The sequence below is a fragment of the Streptomyces rugosispiralis genome (genome assembly GCF_024505145.1).
GTDB classification, from domain to species: Bacteria; Actinomycetota; Actinomycetes; order Streptomycetales; family Streptomycetaceae; genus Streptomyces; species Streptomyces rugosispiralis.
The window spans coordinates 171351-188450 of the sequence record NZ_JANIAA010000009.1 but is presented as its reverse complement, the minus strand read 5'-3'; the positions used below and the strand labels follow the sequence as shown (position 1 = coordinate 188450).

Sequence of the window (17100 nt, the reverse complement as noted above, 5' to 3'; positions counted from 1 at the left end):
GGGGACGGATCGGGCTGAAGGGACCAGCCTACGTCGCCGGGGCGTCGGCGGTCGTGGGGCCGTCGTCCAGGGCCGTTCCGTCCACGACGGTTCCGTTGACGGTCGTCCCGTTCGCGGTCGTCCCGTGCACGGCCGTGGGCGCGACGGCCGCGCCGGACACGCTCGCTCCGCCCATGCTCGCTCCGTCCACGGTGAATCCGTGGTCGACCGTCGTCGGCTGCTCGAACTGGGTGCGGTACAGCTCCTCGTAGCGGCCTCCGGCGGCCAGCAGCGCGGTGTGCGTACCGCGCTCCACGATCCGCCCGTCCTCCACGACGAGAATGAGATCCGCGGCCCGGACCGTGGACAGCCGGTGGGCGATCACCACCGCGGTGCGCCCGGCCAGCGCCTCGCCGAGCGCCTCCTGGACATCCGCCTCCGAGGTGGAGTCCAGATGCGCGGTGGCCTCGTCCAGGATCACCACCCGGGGCCGGGCCAGCAGCAGCCGGGCGATGGTCAGCCGCTGGCGCTCACCGCCGGAGAGCCGGTAGCCGCGCTCGCCGACGACGGTGTCGAGACCGTCCGGCAGCGCCGCGATCAGCCCCTCGAGCCGGGCCCGGCGCAGCACCGCCCACAGCTCCTCGTCGGTGGCCTCCGGCCGGGCCAGCAGCAGATTGGCGCGGATCGAGTCGTGGAAGAGGTGGCCGTCCTGCGTGACCATGCCGAGGGTGGCGCGGATCGAGTCGGCCGTCAGATCGCGGACGTCCACCCCGGCGAGCCGTACGGCGCCGCCGTCGGCGTCGTAGAGCCTCGGCAGCAGTTGCGCGATGGTCGACTTCCCGGCGCCGGAGGAGCCCACCAGCGCGACCATCTGGCCCGGTTCGGCGCGGAAGGACACCTGGTGCAGAACCGGGACGCCGCCGCGGGTGTCCAGGGTCGCGACCTCCTCGAGGGAGGCCAGGGAGACCTTGTCCGCGGCCGGGTAGCCGAAGTCCACGCGGTCGAACTCGACGGACACCGGCCCCTCCGGGACCTCCCGGGCGTCCGGCTTCTCCTTGATCAGCGGCTCGAGGTCCAGCACCTCGAAGACCCGCTCGAAGCTGACGAGCGCGCTCATCACCTCGACCCGCGCCCCGGCCAGCGCGGTCAGCGGCGCGTACAGCCGGGTGAGCAGCAGCGCGAGCGCCACGACGGCGCCGGGGTCGAGCCGCCCGTGCAGCGCGAACCAGCCACCGAGGCCGTAGACCAGGGCGAGGGCCAGCGCGGAGACGAGGGTCAGCGCGGTCACGAAGGAGACCTGCACCATCGCGGTCCGCACCCCGATGTCCCGCACCCGCCGGGTCCGCGCGGCGAACTCGGCGGACTCGTCCGCGGGCCGCCCGAACAGCTTGACCAGGGTCGCCCCGGGCGCGGAGAAGCGCTCGGTCATCTGGGTGCTCATCGCGGCGTTGTGCGCGGCCGCCTCGCGCCGCAGCTTCGCCAGCCGTCCGCCCACCCGGCGCGCGGGCAGCAGGAAGACGGGCAGGAGCAGCAGCGTCAGCAGGGTGATCTGCCAGGAGATCCCGACCATGACGACGAAAGTGAGCAGCAGCGTCACCACATTGCCGACCACCCCGGAGAGGGTGTCGCTGAACGCCCGCTGCGCGCCGATGACGTCGTTGTTGAGCCTGCTGACCAGCGCGCCGGTGCGGGTCCTGGTGAAGAACGCCACCGGCATCCGCTGGACGTGGTCGAAGACGGCGGTGCGCAGATCGAGGATCAGCCCCTCGCCGATGTTCGCCGACAGCCAGCGGGTCAGCAGCCCGAGCGCCGCCTCCGCCACGGCGATCGCGGCGATCAGCCCGGCCAGCCAGAGCACCGTGTCCTGTCCCGAACGGTGGACGATCGCGTCCACCACCCGGCCGGCCAGCAGCGGCGTCGCCACCGCGAGCACCGCCGTGACCGTGCTCAGCACCAGGAACAGCAGCAGTTGGCGGCGGTGCGGACGGGCGAAGGCGCCGATGCGGCGCAGCGTCTCGCGGGAGAAGGGCCGCCGGTCGTCTTGAGCATTGGCCGTCTGGTACAGGGAATGCCAGGCGGTCGATTGCATGTCCATCACGCACCTCCGAGGTCTCGTGAGGAACGTAGGACCTCAACCTAGGTTGAAGTCAACGTCCGCCCCCTCGGCGCGTCCGTAGCGCACCTGGTTCCGGCGCGGCGGCCCGCTCAGGCCCCGAGCCGCTCGTCCTCCGCGATCCGCACCCCGCGCGCCCAGTCCGCCGCGAGCATCGGCTTCTTGCCCTGCGGCCGCACCCAGGTCAGCTCGACGGCATGGCTGCCGGTGCCCACGTACACGGCCTTCTTGGTGGCCGCCAGCAGCCCGGGTTCCAGATCCGTACGGTCCGCCACCGGGCGCGCCGAGACGACCTTCAGCCGCTCCCCCCGGAAGGTGGTCCACGCGCCCGGGGCGGGCGTGCACGCGCGCACCAGCCGGTCGACGCGCAGCGCGGGCGCCGTCCAGTCGATCTCCGCGTCCTCGACAGTGATCTTCGGGGCCAGCGAGATGCCCTCGGCCGGCTGCGGCACCGGGTTCAGGGTGCCGTTCTCGATGCCGTCCATCGTCGCCTCGAGCAGCCCCGCGCCGGCGAAGGCGAGCCGGGTCAGCAGATCGCCGCTGGTGTCGGTGGCCCGCACCTCCTCCGTCACCACCCCGAACACCGGCCCGGAGTCCAGCCCTTCCTCGATCTGGAAGGTCGAGGCGCCGGTCATCTCGTCGCCCGCCAGCAGGGAGTGCTGCACGGGGGCCGCGCCCCGCCAGGCCGGGAGCAGCGAGAAGTGCAGATTAACCCAGCCGTGCGCGGGGATCTCCAGCGCGGCCTTGGGCAGCAGCGCGCCGTAGGCCACCACCGGGCAGCAGTCCGGCGCGATCTCGGTGAGCCGGGCGAGGAACTCCGGATCGCGCGGCTTGGCGGGCTTGAGCACCTCGATGCCCGCCTCCTCGGCCCGCTCGGCGACCGGGCTGGCCACCAGCCGACGGCCGCGCCCGGCGGGCGCGTCGGGACGGGTCACCACGGCCACCACCTCGTGCTTCTCGGACGCGATCAGCGCGTCCAGAGCGGGCAGGGCGACCTCGGGGGTACCGGCGAAGACGAGCCTCATGGGTGGCGAACTACCTCTCACACAGCGGATACGGCGGGAACGTCGCGAACAGCGTGAAGTCTATGGTCCGCCGTCCGAGGGGGCGTACGAGCGGACTGCCGCACGCCCCGGACCGTGACCGACGGGCGGGTGCCGCGTTGGTCAAGGCAGATTGACCGCATCGGGCCGCTGTCGCGGCCCGATCCGTTTCCCGCCGCCCGTCCGACTCCCCTGTCCAGCCCCAGCCCTTCCCCAGCTCCCCCATCCCCCCAATCCCCCGTCAACGCCGGTTCGAGAGGCTTGTTCATGGCCGACCACGCAACTCATGACGCCCAGGCACGGGCCAGCCTGCACCTCCTGGTCCGGGACATCGAGCGGGTCCGCCGCCAGGTGGACGCGCTGCGCACGCTCACCGCCCAGCTCGGCAATGTCTACCGCCCCCGTCGCACCGGCCCGTCGTCCGGTTTCGTGGTCTACGGACGCGCCCCGGCGCCCACCGTGCGGCTCGCCCAGGAGCTGCGGGACAGCGTCGAGACGCTGGTCACGGCCGCGGTCGACTTCGACCGCTCGCTCGGCTTCTCCTGGGACGCGGTGGGCTCGGCGCTCGGCGTCACCAAGCAGGCGGTGCACCGCCGTTACGGTGCCCGCCGGGCCGCCGCGCAGAACGCGACCGAGGGCGGCGAACCGTCCACGGGCCGCCCGGCCGAGCCCGCCCCCCTGCCCTCGGTGCCGGCCGCCCGCACGGTCCCGCCGCAGTCGGCCCCGTCCCTCCGCGAGGACCCCCGCCCCAGCGCCTTCCCGAGCCCCCGGCCGTCCCTCTAGAGGCCCGGTTCTCCCCCAGCTACCGCTGGGAGGTGCCCCCGCCGGAGTCACCCGATGTCCAGGGGATCCACCCGCACCGCGGGGTCCCTGTCGCCCCGGGCCAGACGGCGGGCCTTCGACTCCTTGAGGGCTGCCGCGAGAGCGCTGCCCTGGCCGGTGCGGACCCGCAGCAGGGCGCGCTCCCAGACCTCGCCCGCGGGCGGGTCTCCGGGGCGGCGCGGGCGCCCGGGGGGCGGCGGGGGCAGCGGCACCGGGCCCAGGGTCTCGGCCCCCTCGGGGAGCCGGGTCGAGGCGATCAGCTCGGCCACCGCCTCCGCGGGACCGGTCACGGCCGCCATCCGGGAGATCGGCGGGAAGCCCAGATCGGACCGCTCGGCCAGCTCGCGCGCCGCGTAACCGGCCGGGTCCCAGCGCACCAGCGCCTGGACGGGCCGCAGCGTCGGCTCGGCCATGATCACCACCGTGCCGCCCGGACCGTCGTCCCCCTCCTCCCCATGGCCACGGACCAGCGAGGCCGCCTCCAGCCAGTGGCGCAGCGCGTCCTCACCCGCGCGCAGATCGGGGCGGCCGAGCAGGGCCCAGCCGTCGAGCAGCAGCGCCGCGGCGTAGCCGCCCTCCGCGACCGGTTCGGCGCCCGGAGTGCTCACCACGAGCGCCGGGCGGTCGGGGACGGACGTCAGCACATGGTCGCGGCCGGAGGTGCGGACGGGCACCGACGGAAAGGCACGGCCCAGCTCCTCGGCGGTGCGCCGGGCGCCGACGATGGACGCCCGCAGCCGGACGCCCCCGCATTCGCGGCAGTGCCAGGCGGGCTCGTCCCGCCCGCACCATCCACACACCAGATGGTCCGCGTCCCGCGCCTCCAGCGGACCCGAGCAGTGCGCACAGCGCGCGGGCTCCCGGCAGCGCTCGCAGGCCAGCTTGGGCACATAGCCCCGGCGCGGCACCTGCACCAGCACCGGGCCCCGGGTCAGCGCCTCCCGTACGGTCTGCCAGGCGAGCGTGGGCAGCCGGGCGGCGCGGGCCTCGGCGTCCCGGGCCACCTCGCCCTCGTCGACCGTACGGATCAGCGGGGCGGCCGCCCGGACCCGCTCGCGGTCGGCCTCGAGCGGACGGGCCCAGCCGTTCTCCACCAGCTGGGCGGCCTCGACGGTGCGGCCGAGGTCGCCCAGCAGAAAGCCGGTCTTCTCATGGACGGCGCGGAGCAGCAGCACATCGCGGGCGTGCGGCTGCGGCAGCCGGTCGTCGCTGTGGCTGCGGTCCCCGTCGTCCCAGATCCCCACCAGCCCGAGGTCCCGGACCGGTGCGAACATCGCCGCCCGGGTGCCCACCACCGCGCGCACCGAGCCCCGGCTGACCGCCAGCCAGCGGCGGTAGCGCTCCTCGGGCCCGAGGTCGGCGGTGAGCAGCACATGCCGCCCCGGGCCGCCGAGCACCTCCGTGAGCGCGGCGTCCACCCGCTCGGCGGTCCGCCCGTCGGGCACGACGACGAGCGCCCCGCGCCCGGACGCCAGGGTGGCGGCCACGGCGGTGGCCCACTCCCGGGGCCAGTGCGGTCCGGGCAGCGCGGTCCATACGGCACGCGGCCGGTCCCCGCGCCCCAGCGCCTCCAGGAACCCGGGCCCGGCCGGATAGCGCGCCCAGCTCCCGGGCGCGGGCGGTCCGGGCGGGGGCAGCGGCGGCGGTGACGGCTCGCCCTCGGCGCGGGCGTTCCGCTTGGGCAGGGCCAGCTGGAGCACATCGGCGAGCGATCCGGCGTACCGGTCGGCGACCGCCCGGCACAGCGCCAGCAGTCCCGGTCCCAGCACCTGCTCCGTGGAGACCACCTGCGCGAGGGCGGCCAGCGGGCCCCGGTAGTCGGACTCGGCGACGCGCTCGATGATGTACCCGTCGAGCAGCCCGCCCCCCTCGCGCCGCCCCTCCCGCACCTTCCCCGTACCGGCCCCGAACCGCACCCGCACCCGCACCCCGGGCCGGGCCTCGGCGTCCATCTCGGCGGGCACCGCGTAGTCCCACAGCTTGTCGAGGTGGACCGGCCCCTTGTCGACCAGCACCCGCGCCACCGGCCGCTCCGCGGCCAGCGCCGCCCCCCGCCAGGTCCGCGGCTTGGCCTTGGGCACCTTGGCCTTGCGCACCGTCTCCCGAATGAGCGCGAGCTGCTCCCCCTCCGACGCCTCCGCCGGATCCCTCGGCCGCTCGTTGTCCCTGCTCACAGATCAAGTCTTAGCAGACCGCACGGACAGGGACGCAGGCGAAGGCCCGGACGCCGCGGGGGCGTCCGGGCCTTTGCCTGGATCCGTGAATCGAGCCGGGGTCCTACAGACCCGCCGCCGCGCGGAGGGCGTCGACGCGGTCGGTGCGCTCCCAGGTGAAGTCGGCGTGCTCACGGCCGAAGTGGCCGTACGCCGCGGTCTGGGCGTAGATCGGGCGGAGCAGGTCGAGGTCGCGGATGATCGCGGCCGGGCGGAGGTCGAAGACCTCGGAGATGGCCTTCTCGATCTTCTCGGCGTCGACCGCCGCCGTGCCGAAGGTCTCGACGAAGAGGCCGACCGGCTCGGCCTTGCCGATGGCGTACGCGACCTGCACCTCGCAGCGCTGGGCGAGACCGGCGGCCACCACGTTCTTCGCGACCCAGCGCATGGCGTAGGCGGCGGAGCGGTCGACCTTGGAGGGGTCCTTGCCGGAGAAGGCGCCGCCGCCGTGGCGGGACATGCCGCCGTAGGTGTCGATGATGATCTTGCGGCCGGTGAGGCCGGCGTCGCCCATCGGGCCGCCGATCTCGAAGCGGCCGGTGGGGTTCACCAGCAGGCGGTAGCCCTCGGTGTCGAGCTTGATGCCGTCCTCGACCAGCTCGTTCAGCACGTGCTCGACCACGAATTCCCGGATGTCGGGCGCCAGCAGCGAGTCCAGGTCGATGTCGGAGGCGTGCTGCGAGGAGACGACGACGGTGTCCAGGCGGACCGCCTTGTGGCCGTCGTACTCGATGGTGACCTGGGTCTTGCCGTCCGGGCGCAGGTAGGGGATGGTCCCGTTCTTGCGGACGTCGGACAGCCGGCGGGAGAGCCGGTGCGCCAGGTTGATCGGCAGCGGCATCAGCTCGGGCGTCTCGTCGCAGGCGTACCCGAACATCAGGCCCTGGTCGCCCGCGCCCTGCTTGTCCAGCTCGTCCTCGTCGCCCTCGACCCGGAGCTCGTAGGCGGAGTCCACACCCTGGGCGATGTCCGGGGACTGTGAGCCGATCGACACCGAGACGCCGCAGGAGGCGCCGTCGAAGCCCTTCTTCGAGGAGTCGTAGCCGATTTCGAGGATCTTGTTCCGCACGAGCGTCGCGATCGGGGCGTACGCCTTGGTCGTCACCTCGCCGGCCACGTGCACCAGGCCGGTGGTGATCAAGGTCTCGACCGCGACCCGGGAGTGCGGGTCCTCCCGCAGAAGGGCGTCGAGAATGGTGTCGCTGATCTGGTCAGCGATCTTGTCGGGGTGACCCTCGGTGACAGATTCCGAGGTGAACAGGCGGCGGGACACATCGCTCCCTGGGGTTGCAGCGGCTGCTGGCTGATCATGGTCGGGACCGCGCGGGGGCTGCGCCCGATGCGGTTCCTGGGCCAGTTTATCCGGCACGTCCACCGGTCAAGCATCCCCGTCCCACAGAACGGGCAGGCCCGTGACCGGGAACATACCTTGCCTCAAGCCGAAATACAGCCCCACCCCGCCGTGGCGGGAATGTGTCATGAGCCCGATCGGCCGTGTCGCGCCCCCGTCGAGCGTGTGGGGAGAGGTCCCGGCGGGCCCCGGGTCCGGGTTCAGCCCAGGCGGCGGGCCACCAGGTCCCAGACCGTATCGGCGAGTGCCCCCTTGGGGCCGTACGGCACGGGCGTCTCGGAGCCGTCGGCGCCGAGCACCACGGCCTCGTTGGTCTCGGCGCCGAAGGTCTTGTGCTCCCCGACCTCGTTCACCACGAGCAGATCGCAGCCCTTGCGGGCCAGCTTCGCGCGGCCGTTCGCGAGCACATCGTCGGTCTCCGCGGCGAAGCCGACCACGATCTGGCCGGGGCGGGCGCGTTCGGCCGAGATCTCGGCGAGGATGTCCGGATTCCGTACCAGGGCGAGCGGCTCGGGCTCCTGGCCCTCGCGCTTCTTGATCTTCCCCTCGGCGTACTGGGCGGGGCGGAAGTCGGCGACGGCGGCGGCCATGACCACGGCGTCCGCGTCCGCGGCGGCCTTGAGGACGGCCTCCCGCAGCTGTGCCGCGGTGCCCGCGCGCACCACATCGGCGCCGGCCGGATCGGGCAGCTCACTGTTGGCCGAGACAAGAGTCACCCGCGCGCCCCGGGCGACGGCGGCGCGGGCCAGGGCGTACCCCTGGCGGCCGGTGGAGCGGTTACCGAGGAAGCGCACCGGGTCCAGCGGCTCGCGGGTGCCCCCGGCGCTGACCACGACATGGCGGCCGGCCAGATCGGCGGTGAGCGCCTCGGTGCCGCGGGCCAGCACCCGGCGGCAGACCTCGAAGATCTCCCCGGGGTCCGGCAGCCGCCCCTTGCCGGTGTCCACGCCGGTGAGCCGCCCCACGGCGGGCTCGATGACGATGGCGCCGCGACGGCGCAGCGTCGCCACGTTCTCCTGGGTGGCGGCGTGCTCCCACATCTCGGTGTGCATCGCGGGCGCGAAGACGACCGGACAGCGCGCGGTGAGCAGCGTATTGCTGAGCAGGTCGTCCGCCAGGCCGTGAGCGGCCTTGGCGAGCAGATCGGCGGTGGCGGGCGCGATCACGACCAGATCGGCGGACTGGCCGATGCGGACGTGCGGCACCTCGTGGACGGACTCCCAGACCTCGGTCGTCGCCGGATGCCCGGACAGCGCCGACCAGGTCGCCTCGCCGACGAAGTGCAGCGCCGAGTCGGTCGGCACCACGCGTACGTCATGGCCGGACTCGGTGAGGCGGCGCAGCAGCTCGCACGCCTTGTAGGCGGCGATCCCGCCGCTGACACCCAGGACCACCTCGGGCTTGTCCATCGCTCGGCTCCCCACCGGGTATGTCGTCTGCCGCATCGGGCCGTACGTCCAGTCACGGTACGCCGGGACGGCTCACGTACCCATGACACACCACGGGCCCGGCATCACTGCCGGGCCGGTGGCTCAAGCGATCCGAAACCTACTGAGCCGGGCCCTCGATGGCCTCGGAGGTCAGCAGGCCCGCGTTGATCTCACGGAGCGCGATCGAGAGGGGCTTCTCGTGGACGTGGGTGTCCACGAGGGGACCGACGTACTCGAGCAGGCCCTCACCGAGCTGGGAGTAGTACGCGTTGATCTGACGCGCACGCTTCGCCGCGTAGATCACCAGGCTGTACTTGGAGTCGGTGGCCTCGAGCAGCTCATCAATCGGAGGGTTGATGATCCCCTCGGGCGCGGTCATGGGAGAGGACACTCTCTAGCCTTCCTAATTTCGCCTCATGGCAAGAGTGAATCGAAGATCAAGCCACTCACATCAAGGCTAGCAGCTCGTTTGCCACGTCCTCGACGGAGGTATTGACCAAGGTCGTATCGAACTCTGACTCGGCGGCCAGCTCGGTCCGCGCGGCCTCCAGCCGCCGCTCGATCACCTCGGGCGCCTCGGTGCCCCGGCCGGTGAGCCGGCGCACCAGTTCCTCCCAGCTCGGCGGCGCGAGGAAGACCAGCTGCGCCTCCGGCATGGACTCGCGGATCTGCCGTGCGCCCTGCAGATCGATCTCCAGCAGCACCGGCTCGCCCGCGTCGAGGCGGTCCATGACCGCCTCGCGCGGGGTGCCGTAGCGGTTGCCCGCGAATTCGGCCCACTCCAGCAGCTCACCATTGGCTATGAGCTTGTCGAACTCCCCGTCGTCCACGAAGAAGTAGTGGACGCCATCCCGCTCACCGGGGCGCGGGCGCCGGGTCGTGGCGGAGACCGAGAGCCAGACCTCGGGGTGTTCCTTGCGCATATGGGCGACGACCGTGCTCTTGCCGACCCCGGAGGGGCCGGAGAGCACGGTCAGTCGCGGTCGTGCGGAGTGTGCTGCCATGGAGCGATTATCCAGGTTCCCGGGAGTGCCTGGAAACGCCGGGCCGGGTCAGCCGGCGGCGCCGCCGAACTCACGCTCGAGCGACGCGATCTGGTTGGAGCCCAGACCCCGCACACGACGGCTCTCGGAGATGCCGAGCCGCTCCATGATCTGCTTGGCGCGGACCTTGCCGACGCCGGGCAGGGACTCGAGGAGAGCGGACACCTTCATCTTGCCGATGACATCGTTCTCCTGGCCCTGCTTGATGACCTCGTGCAGGGAGGCGCCGGAGTGCTTGAGTCGATTCTTGACCTCGGCGCGCTCCCGGCGAGCCGCGGCGGCCTTTTCTAGCGCGGCTGCGCGCTGTTCAGGGGTAAGGGGCGGAAGAGCCACGCCTACGTCACCTCGGATGTCGAACTGTCGGATATGGACCGGTGAGGAACCTAGTCGCCCCTCACCTGGGGAGCAACGCGCAACGCAGCGCGCGATCGCTCTCGTCGGAGACTAGCGGCCGATCCCGCTCCAGTCAGCGAGAACAGACGAAAAGTCCTGGTCAGACTCGCTCGACTCAGACATTTACGGACAAAGTAGCCGGGTTATTCGGCCACGGCACGCACTTCATCAGCCATTCGGGAGGCCGCCGCGACCAGCGATGCGGCGTCCGGACCATGCCGGAGCACCCCCCGGCTGACGCTCGGAAGAACATTTCGCACCGCCGCGCCGAACACCGCCGGAAGATCGGCGGGGGTCGCGCCCTGGGCCCCGATGCCGGGGGCCAGCAGCGGCCCGTCGATCGCCAGATCGGCGCCGAGCCGGTGCGCGGTGCCGCCGAGGGTGGCCCCGACGACGGCCCCGTACGAGCCGAGGCGGCCCTCGGCGGCCTCGGCGGCGTTCTCGGCCTTGAGCGCGGTCAGCACGGTGGCCGCGACGGTCGTCCCGTCGGGCCGCACCGCGTGCTGCACCTCGGCGCCCTCCGGGTTGGACGTCAGCGCCAGCGCGAAGACGCCCGCCCCCGCCGCCCGCGCGGCGTCCAGCGCCGGGCGCAGCGAGCCGAAGCCGAGGTAGGGGCTGACGGTGACCGCGTCCGAGAAGAGCGGGCCGGCCGGATCCAGATAGGCGGAGGCGTACGCGGCCATGGTCGAGCCGATGTCGCCGCGCTTGGCGTCCATCAGCACCAGCGCCCCGGCGGCGCGGGCGTCCGCGACGGCCCGCTCCAGCACCGCGATGCCGCGGGAGCCGAACCGTTCGAAGAAGGCCGACTGCGGCTTGAGGACGGCCACCCGCCCGGCGAGGGCGTCCACGACGGTCCGGGTGAACCGCTCCAGACCGGCCACATCGTCCCCCAGGCCCCAGTCGGCGAGCAGGGAGGCGTGCGGGTCGATGCCGACGCACAGCGGGCCACGGGCGTCCATGGCGGCGCGCAGCCGGGTGCCGAAGGGGGTGGGGGCGGGTGTCGTCATCGGTCTCTCCTCAGAAAATTCAGCCCCTCCGGCGCTTGACGAGCGGGGTCCGGGGCGGAGCCCCGGCGGGGGGGGCGGGGGCGGAGCCCCCGGGCATTACGCGGCGGCCTCGGCGCCGACGGCCTCGGCGAGGGTGGCGTACGGGCTCGCGGCCAGGCGGGCCGCGAGGCCGTGGTGGATCTCACGGCACCAGAAGGGACCCCGGTAGATGAAGGCGCTGTAGCCCTGCACCAGCGTGGCGCCGGCCAGAATCCGCTCCCAGACGTCGTCCGCGGTCTCGATCCCGCCGACCCCGACCAGGGTCAGCCGGTCCCCCACCCGGGCGTACAGGCGGCGCAGCACCTCCAGGGAGCGCGCCTTCAGGGGCGCGCCGGACAGACCGCCGGTCTCGGCCGTGAGCTGGGCGGAAGAGGTGAGGCCGAGGCCGTCGCGGGCGATGGTGGTGTTCGTGGCGATGATGCCGTCCAGGCCGAGTTCGACCGCCAGATCGGCGACCGCGTCCACGTCCTCGTCGGCGAGATCCGGCGCGATTTTGACCAGAAGTGGCACCCTGCGGCCGGTGACCGTGCGGTCCGCGGCCTCGCGGACCGCGGTCAGCAGCGGCCGCAGATGGTCCACGGCCTGGAGATTCCGCAATCCGGGGGTGTTGGGCGAGGAGACGTTGACGACGAGGTAGTCGGCGTGGGCGGCGAGCCGCTCGGTGGACGTCACATAGTCGGCGACGGCCTCCGCCTCGGGGACGACCTTGGTCTTGCCGATGTTGACGCCGACCGTCGTACGGAAGGCCGGGCGCCGGGCCGCGAGGCGGGCCGCGACCGCCGCCGAGCCCTCGTTGTTGAAGCCCATCCGGTTGATCAGGGCGCGGTCGGCGACCAGCCGGAAGAGCCGCCGCTTGGGGTTGCCGGGCTGCGGCTGGGCGGTGACCGTGCCGATCTCGACATGGTCGAAGCCCAGCATGGCCATGCCGTCGATCCCGGCGGCGTTCTTGTCGAATCCGGCGGCGAGCCCGAAGGGCCCGTGCATCCGCAGGCCCAGCGCCTCGGTGCGCAGCGCCGGGTGGCGGGGGGCGAGGACGGCGGCGACGAAGGTCCGCAGGACGGGGATGCGGGCGGCCAGCCGGATCCAGGAGAAGGCCAGGTGATGGGCGCGCTCCGGGTCCATGCGGCGGAAGATCAGGTTGAAGAGGAGCGGGTACATGAGGGGCTTTCTGCCGAAGAACGAGGACGTGGGCTCATGAAGAGGGGGACACCGGCCGGTGTCCCCCTCCCTCGTCTCACTCCTCGCGGGCGGCGGTCAGATGTTCCGCGTGTTCCTGGAGCGATCGCACGCCCACCGCGCCCCGGCCCAGCGCCTCGATGCCCTGGACGGCGGCCGCGAGCGCCTGGACGGTGGTCAGGCACGGGACGCCGCGGGCGACGGACGCCGTACGGATGTCATAGCCGTCGAGCCGGCCGCCGGTGCCGTACGGGGTGTTGACGATCAGATCGACCTCGCCCTCGTGGATGAGCTGGACGATGGTCTTCTCGCCGTTCGGGCCCTCGCCCTCGCTGTGCTTGCGCACCACGGTCGCGTTGATCCCGTTGCGCTTGAGCACCTCCGCCGTGCCCGAGGTGGCCAGCAGCTCGAAGCCGAGGCCGACCAGCTCCCGGGCCGGGAAGATCATCGAGCGCTTGTCGCGGTTGGCCACGGAGACGAACGCGCGCCCCTTGGTCGGCAGCGCGCCGTACGCCCCGGCCTGCGACTTGGCGTAGGCCGCGCCGAAGACCGAGTCGATGCCCATGACCTCGCCGGTGGAGCGCATCTCCGGGCCGAGGATGGTGTCCACCCCGCGCCCGGAGGCGTCCCGGAACCGGCTCCAGGGCATCACGGCCTCCTTGACGGAGATCGGCGCGTCCATCGGCAGCGTGCCGCCGTCGCCGCTGGAGGGCAGCAGCCCCTCGGCGCGCAGCTCGGCGACGGTGGCGCCCAGCGAGATCCGGGCGGCGGCCTTGGCCAGGGGGACGGCGGTGGCCTTGGAGGTGAAGGGCACGGTACGGGAGGCGCGCGGGTTGGCCTCCAGCACGTAGAGGATGTCCCCGGCCATCGCGAACTGGATGTTGATCAGCCCGCGGACGCCGACCCCGCGCGCGATGGCCTCGGTCGAGGCGCGCAGCCGCTTGATGTCGAAGCCGCCGAGGGTGATCGGGGGCAGGGCACAGGCCGAGTCGCCGGAGTGGATCCCGGCCTCCTCGATGTGCTCCATGACGCCGCCGAGGTAGAGCTCCTCGCCGTCGTAGAGCGCGTCCACGTCGATCTCTATGGCGTCGTCGAGGAAGCGGTCGATCAGCACGGGGTGCTCGGAGATCAGCCCGGCGTGCCGCTCCAGGTAGGCGGCGAGCGAGGGCTCGTCGTAGACGATCTCCATGCCGCGGCCGCCGAGCACGTAGGAGGGGCGGACCATGACCGGGTAGCCGATCTCGGCGGCGATGCCCTTGGCCTGCTCGAAGGAGAAGGCGGTGCCGTACTTGGGCGCGGGCAGCCCGGCCTCGGTGAGCACCCGGCCGAAGGCGCCGCGCTCCTCGGCGAGGTTGATCGCCTCGGGCGAGGTGCCGACGATCGGCACGCCGTTGTCCTTGAGCGCCTGGGCCAGGCCCAGCGGGGTCTGGCCGCCGAGCTGGACGATCACCCCGGCGACCGGGCCCGCCTGCGTTTCCGCGTGGACGATCTCCAGCACGTCCTCCAGGGTGAGCGGCTCGAAGTAGAGCCGGTCGGAGGTGTCGTAGTCGGTGGAGACGGTCTCCGGGTTGCAGTTGACCATGACGGTCTCATAGCCCGCGTCATGCAGCGCGAAGGAGGCGTGGACGCAGGAGTAGTCGAACTCGATGCCCTGGCCGATGCGGTTGGGGCCCGAGCCGAGGATGATCACCGCGGGGGTCTCGCGCGGGGCGACCTCGGACTCCTCGTCGTAGGAGGAGTAGAAGTACGGGGTCCTGGCGGCGAACTCGGCGGCGCAGGTGTCGACCGTCTTGTAGATGGGCCGGATGCCCAGCGCGTGCCGCACCTCGCGGACCACGTCCTCGCGCAGCGAGCGGATCCCGGCGATCTGGGCGTCGGAGAAGCCGTGCCGCTTGGCCTCGGCGAGCAGCTCGGGGCCGAGCTTGCCGGCGGCGGCGATCTCGTCCGCGACCTCCTTGATCAGGAAGAGCTGGTCCACGAACCACGGGTCGATCTTCGTGGCGTCGAAGACCTCCTCGGGGGTGGCTCCGGCGCGGATGGCCCGCATCACGGTGTTGATCCGGCCGTCGGTCGGGACGACCGCCGCCTGGAGCAGCTCGGACTTGCTCCCGGGCTCCCCGGTGAAGTCGAACTGGCTGCCCTTCTTCTCCAGCGAGCGCAGCGCCTTCTGGAGCGCCTCGGTGAAGTTGCGGCCGATGGCCATGGCCTCGCCGACCGACTTCATGGTGGTGGTGAGCCGGGCGTCGGCGGCCGGGAACTTCTCGAAGGCGAAGCGCGGCACCTTGACCACGACATAGTCGAGCGTGGGCTCGAAGGAGGCCGGGGTCTCCTGGGTGATGTCGTTCGGGATCTCGTCCAGGGTGTAGCCGACGGCCAGCTTCGCGGCGATCTTGGCGATGGGGAAGCCGGTGGCCTTGGAGGCGAGCGCCGAGGAGCGGGAGACGCGCGGGTTCATCTCGATGACGATGACCCGGCCGTCCTCGGGGTTGACCGCGAACTGGATGTTGCAGCCGCCGGTGTCCACGCCGACCTCGCGGATGACGGCGATGCCGATGTCCCGCAGGATCTGGTACTCGCGGTCGGTGAGCGTCATCGCCGGGGCGACGGTGATCGAGTCACCGGTGTGCACGCCCATGGGGTCGAAGTTCTCGATGGAGCAGACGACCACGACATTGTCGTTGCGGTCGCGCATCAGCTCCAGCTCGTACTCCTTCCAGCCGAGGATGGACTCCTCCAGGAGCACCTCGGTGGTCGGCGAGAGGGCCAGGCCCTGCCCGGCGATGCGGCGCAGCTCGTCCTCGTCGTGGGCGAAGCCGGAGCCCGCGCCGCCCATGGTGAAGGAGGGGCGGACCACGACCGGGTAGCCGCCGAGCTCCTCGACGCCCGCGAGGACGTCGTCCATGGAGTGGCAGATGACCGAGCGGGCGGACTCACCGTGGCCGATCTTGGCCTGGACGGCCTCGACGACCTCCTTGAACTGGTCGCGGTCCTCGCCCTTGTGGATCGCCTCGACGTTGGCGCCGATCAGCTCGACGCCGTACTCGGCGAGGGTGCCCGCCTCGTCCAGCGAGATCGCGGTGTTGAGCGCGGTCTGGCCGCCGAGGGTGGGCAGCAGCGCGTCGGGGCGCTCCTTGGCGATGATCTTCTCGACGTACTCCGGGGTGATCGGCTCGACATAGGTGGCGTCGGCGATCTCCGGGTCGGTCATGATCGTGGCCGGGTTGGAGTTGACCAGGATGACCCGCAGGCCCTCGGCCTTCAGCACCCGGCACGCCTGGGTGCCGGAGTAGTCGAACTCGGCGGCCTGGCCGATGACGATCGGGCCGGAGCCGATGACCAGAACGGACTGGATGTCGGTGCGCTTAGGCACGCTGGCCCTCCATCAGGGACACGAAGCGGTCGAAAAGGTACGCGGCGTCATGCGGACCGGCGGCGGCTTCGGGGTGGTACTGGACGCTGAACGCGGGGCGGTCGAGCAGCCGCAGCCCCTCGACCACGTTGTCGTTGAGGCAGACGTGGGAGACCTCGGCGCGGCCGAAGGGAGTGTCGGACGGCGCGTCGAGCGGGGCGTCCACGGCGAAGCCGTGGTTGTGGGCGGTGACCTCCACCTTGCCGGTGGTGCGGTCCTGCACCGGCTGGTTGATCCCGCGGTGGCCGTACTTCAGCTTGAAGGTGCCGAAGCCGAGCGCGCGGCCGAGGATCTGGTTGCCGAAGCAGATGCCGAACAGCGGCGTGGAGCGCTCCAGCACGGCCCGCATCAGGGCGACGGGGTGGTCGGCGGTGGCCGGGTCGCCGGGGCCGTTGGAGAAGAAGACCCCGTCCGGGTTCACCGCGTAGACGTCCTCGGCGGTGGCGGTCGCGGGCAGCACGTGCACCTCGATGCCGCGCTCGGCCATCCGGTGCGGGGTCATGCCCTTGATGCCCAGGTCGATCGCGGCGACGGTGAACCTCTTGGTCCCGATCGCCGGGACGACGTACGCCTCCTCGGTGGCCACCTCGCCGCTGAGGTCGGCGCCCTTCATCTGGGGGGCTTCCCGCACCTTCGCCAGCAGCGCGGCCTCGTCGGCGAGTGCCGCGCCGGAGAAGATGCCCACGCGCATGGCGCCGCGCTCGCGCAGATGGCGGGTGAGTGCGCGGGTGTCGATCCCGCTGATGCCGACGACGCCCTGGGCGCTGAGCTCGTCGTCGAGCGAGCGGCGGGAGCGCCAGTTGGAGGGCGTACGGGCCGGGTCGCGCACCACGTAGCCGGAGACCCAGATCCGCTTCGACTCCGGGTCCTCGTCGTTGACGCCGGTGTTCCCGATGTGCGGGGCGGTCATCACGACGACCTGGCGGTGGTAGGAGGGGTCGGTCAGGGTCTCCTGGTAGCCGGTCATCCCGGTGGAGAACACGGCCTCGCCGAAGGTCTCCCCCACGGCCCCGTAGGCCCGGCCGCGGAAGGTGCGGCCGTCCTCCAGGACGAGGATGGCAGGGTTTTGGGGATTCTTCATG

Annotated in this window: 13 protein-coding genes; 1 reads left to right on the top strand and 12 read right to left on the bottom strand. The window is 72.3% G+C overall.

Features of this window, described 5'->3' with window-relative positions:
* Nucleotides 1-28: 28 nt before the first annotated feature.
* On the bottom strand, nucleotides 29-2074 hold the full coding sequence (locus NP777_RS17435; RefSeq protein WP_256651062.1) for an ABC transporter ATP-binding protein: 2046 nt from the start codon (nucleotides 2072-2074) through the stop codon (nucleotides 29-31).
* 110 nt (nucleotides 2075-2184) lie between these two features.
* Nucleotides 2185-3117 carry a methionyl-tRNA formyltransferase gene (gene fmt / locus NP777_RS17430; protein WP_256651061.1) on the bottom strand — a complete coding sequence of 311 codons (933 nt, stop codon included), beginning with the start codon at nucleotides 3115-3117 and terminating at the stop codon, nucleotides 2185-2187.
* A 285-nt stretch (nucleotides 3118-3402) separates the two neighbouring features.
* On the opposite strand from fmt, the gene NP777_RS17425 reads away from it, so the two are divergent.
* The gene (locus NP777_RS17425; RefSeq protein WP_256651060.1) at nucleotides 3403-3918 is read left to right on the top strand and encodes a hypothetical protein; all 516 of its coding nucleotides are present in this window, start codon (nucleotides 3403-3405) and stop codon (nucleotides 3916-3918) included.
* A 47-nt stretch (nucleotides 3919-3965) separates the two neighbouring features.
* Here the strand turns inward: NP777_RS17425 and NP777_RS17420 are convergent, their stop codons facing one another.
* The 10 genes from NP777_RS17420 to carA all read right to left on the bottom strand — a co-directional run bounded on the left by NP777_RS17420 (nucleotide 3966) and on the right by carA (nucleotide 17099).
* Nucleotides 3966-6131, bottom strand: coding sequence for a primosomal protein N' (locus tag NP777_RS17420; protein ID WP_256651059.1), 2166 nt, complete (start codon nucleotides 6129-6131; stop codon nucleotides 3966-3968).
* A 103-nt stretch (nucleotides 6132-6234) separates the two neighbouring features.
* Nucleotides 6235-7443 carry a methionine adenosyltransferase gene (gene metK / locus NP777_RS17415; RefSeq protein WP_256651058.1) on the bottom strand — a complete coding sequence of 403 codons (1209 nt, stop codon included), beginning with the start codon at nucleotides 7441-7443 and terminating at the stop codon, nucleotides 6235-6237.
* A 278-nt stretch (nucleotides 7444-7721) separates the two neighbouring features.
* Nucleotides 7722-8930 carry a bifunctional phosphopantothenoylcysteine decarboxylase/phosphopantothenate--cysteine ligase CoaBC gene (coaBC, locus tag NP777_RS17410; RefSeq protein ID WP_256651057.1) on the bottom strand — a complete coding sequence of 403 codons (1209 nt, stop codon included), beginning with the start codon at nucleotides 8928-8930 and terminating at the stop codon, nucleotides 7722-7724.
* Nucleotides 8931-9069: 139 nt separating this feature from the next.
* Nucleotides 9070-9330, bottom strand: a complete 261-nt coding sequence (rpoZ, locus tag NP777_RS17405) for a DNA-directed RNA polymerase subunit omega (protein ID WP_020867048.1) — start codon at nucleotides 9328-9330, stop codon at nucleotides 9070-9072.
* 67 nt (nucleotides 9331-9397) lie between these two features.
* Nucleotides 9398-9955 (bottom strand): guanylate kinase, encoded by a 558-nt coding sequence (gene gmk, locus NP777_RS17400; RefSeq protein ID WP_256651056.1) that lies wholly within the window; start codon nucleotides 9953-9955, stop codon nucleotides 9398-9400.
* Nucleotides 9956-10003: 48 nt separating this feature from the next.
* Nucleotides 10004-10327 (bottom strand): integration host factor, encoded by a 324-nt coding sequence (locus NP777_RS17395; protein ID WP_009713618.1) that lies wholly within the window; start codon nucleotides 10325-10327, stop codon nucleotides 10004-10006.
* Nucleotides 10328-10530: 203 nt separating this feature from the next.
* On the bottom strand, nucleotides 10531-11394 hold the full coding sequence (gene pyrF, locus NP777_RS17390) for an orotidine-5'-phosphate decarboxylase (RefSeq protein WP_256651055.1): 864 nt from the start codon (nucleotides 11392-11394) through the stop codon (nucleotides 10531-10533).
* A 96-nt stretch (nucleotides 11395-11490) separates the two neighbouring features.
* Entirely contained in the window at nucleotides 11491-12591 is a 1101-nt protein-coding gene (locus NP777_RS17385; RefSeq protein ID WP_256651054.1) for a quinone-dependent dihydroorotate dehydrogenase, read from the bottom strand.
* Between the two features lie 76 nt (nucleotides 12592-12667).
* Nucleotides 12668-15979, bottom strand: a complete 3312-nt coding sequence (gene carB / locus NP777_RS17380) for a carbamoyl-phosphate synthase large subunit (RefSeq protein WP_256651053.1) — start codon at nucleotides 15977-15979, stop codon at nucleotides 12668-12670.
* Nucleotides 15972-17099, bottom strand: coding sequence for a glutamine-hydrolyzing carbamoyl-phosphate synthase small subunit (gene carA, locus NP777_RS17375; protein WP_256651052.1), 1128 nt, complete (start codon nucleotides 17097-17099; stop codon nucleotides 15972-15974). The genes carB and carA overlap by 8 nt, the downstream gene beginning before the upstream one ends.
* Nucleotide 17100 lies beyond the last annotated feature (1 nt).